Genomic DNA, 1,669 nt, shown 5'->3' on the forward strand with positions numbered 1-1,669 from the left:
GTTGTATTTGAATCATTTTAAAACAGAAGAAGATTTAATACAAGCAATTGAAGAATATATTTACTTTTATAACTATAAACGGTTCCAAAAACGACTCAACCATCGAGCTCCGATAGAATATCGAATCTCGATGGCTGCTTAGTCTTTTTMATACTGTCTACTTGACAGGGGTAAGACCAATATTGAATTCGTTTCAGACTCTTTTTATTTCTCTGGAAATTAAAGGTTTTTAAACTGGTGAGTTGAATTTCTTTAAAGGGATTGTAGCTGTTTATGCGAGGAGCGGAGAAAATGAAAAAGTAATAGATACACGTCATATATATAAGGGCTTATAAAAGGAGAATGTAAATGGAAATTCAGTTTAATACATTATTGCAAAAAGAATTAACAATTCATGATATTCAAAAGGAAATGGAAGCTGGGAAGTTAACTTCAAAAGAACTAGTCATGTATTATCTTCATAGAATCGCAAAGTATGACCAAGATGGWCCGAAAATCAATTCTATTTTAGAAATAAATCCGGATGCTATCTTTATTGCAGAAGCGTTWKMTTATGAAAGAAAGACAAAAGGTGTAAGAGGTCCATTACATGGTATACCTGTTTTACTTAAGGATAATATTGAAACGAATGACTCGATGCATACAAGTGCTGGTACGATTGCCCTAGAACAAAATATAAGTAGTGAAGATGCATTTCTCGTWAMAAAACTKCGAGAAGCAGGAKCRRTKATAATAGGWAAARCAAATATGACAGARYTAGCAAATGSAATGTCTTTTGAAATGTGGGCTGGATATAGCGCTAGAGGTGGTCAAACAATTAATCCTTATGGTACAGGAGAGGATGATATGTTCGTTGGTGGCTCAAGTACAGGGTCTGCTATAGCAGTTGCCGCTAACTTTACTGTATTATCCGTTGGAACAGAGACAGATGCTTCTATTTTGAGCCCAGCTGTTCAAAACTCGGTTGTAGGTATTAAGCCGACTGTTGGGTTAATTAGTCGTAGTGGAATTATTCCTTTCACTTATTCACAAGATACAGCTGGGCCATTTGCTAGAACAGTAACGGATGCTGCAATTCTATTAGGGAACTTAACGGGAGTGGATGAGAWGGATGTAGCCACTCATAAAAGTGAAGGMATGGCATATCAAGATTATACAYYTTATCTYGATGYWAAYGGWTTAAAGGGRGCGAAGATTGGTGTATTTARCAATGCACCAGAAGATTATTACGAAAATGGTGAGTACGATGAAAAATTGTTTGAGGAAACGATCCAAGTATTACGTAGTGAGGGAGCGACAGTAGTAGAAGATATTGATATTCCGTCTTTTCATAGGGAATGGAGTTGGGGAGTTCCACTTTATGAGCTGAAGCACAGCTTGGATAACTATCTTTCTAAATTACCTTCTACTATTCCAGTACATTCTATTTCGGAGTTAATGGAGTTTAATAAAAACATAGCAGAAAGAGCTTTGAAATATGGACAAACTAAGTTAGAAAGAAGAAAAGATTTTCCTAATACGTTAAGAAATCCAGAATATTTAAACGCAAGATTAGAAGATATATATTTTTCGCAAAAACAAGGTATTGATTTTGCGTTGGAAAAATATAACCTGGATGCGATACTGTTCCCTTCTTATATAGGATCTACTATATGTGCGAAAGCAGGTT

The 1,669-nt window shown here is 35.3% G+C and carries 2 protein-coding genes; both read left to right on the top strand.

Translation table 11 applies throughout. From position 1 onward, the window contains the following. Nucleotides 1-7 precede the first annotated feature (7 nt). Nucleotides 8-142, top strand: coding sequence for an IS3 family transposase (locus tag AC1DJR_RS28975; protein ID WP_113938474.1), 135 nt, complete (start codon nucleotides 8-10; stop codon nucleotides 140-142). A 206-nt stretch (nucleotides 143-348) separates the two neighbouring features. Then, a partial coding sequence (locus tag AC1DJR_RS28980) for an amidase family protein (RefSeq protein WP_477004147.1) occupies nucleotides 349-1,669 on the top strand: 1,321 nt, incomplete at its 3' end.

The sequence above is a fragment of the Bacillus sp. 05T31 genome (assembly GCF_056396725.1).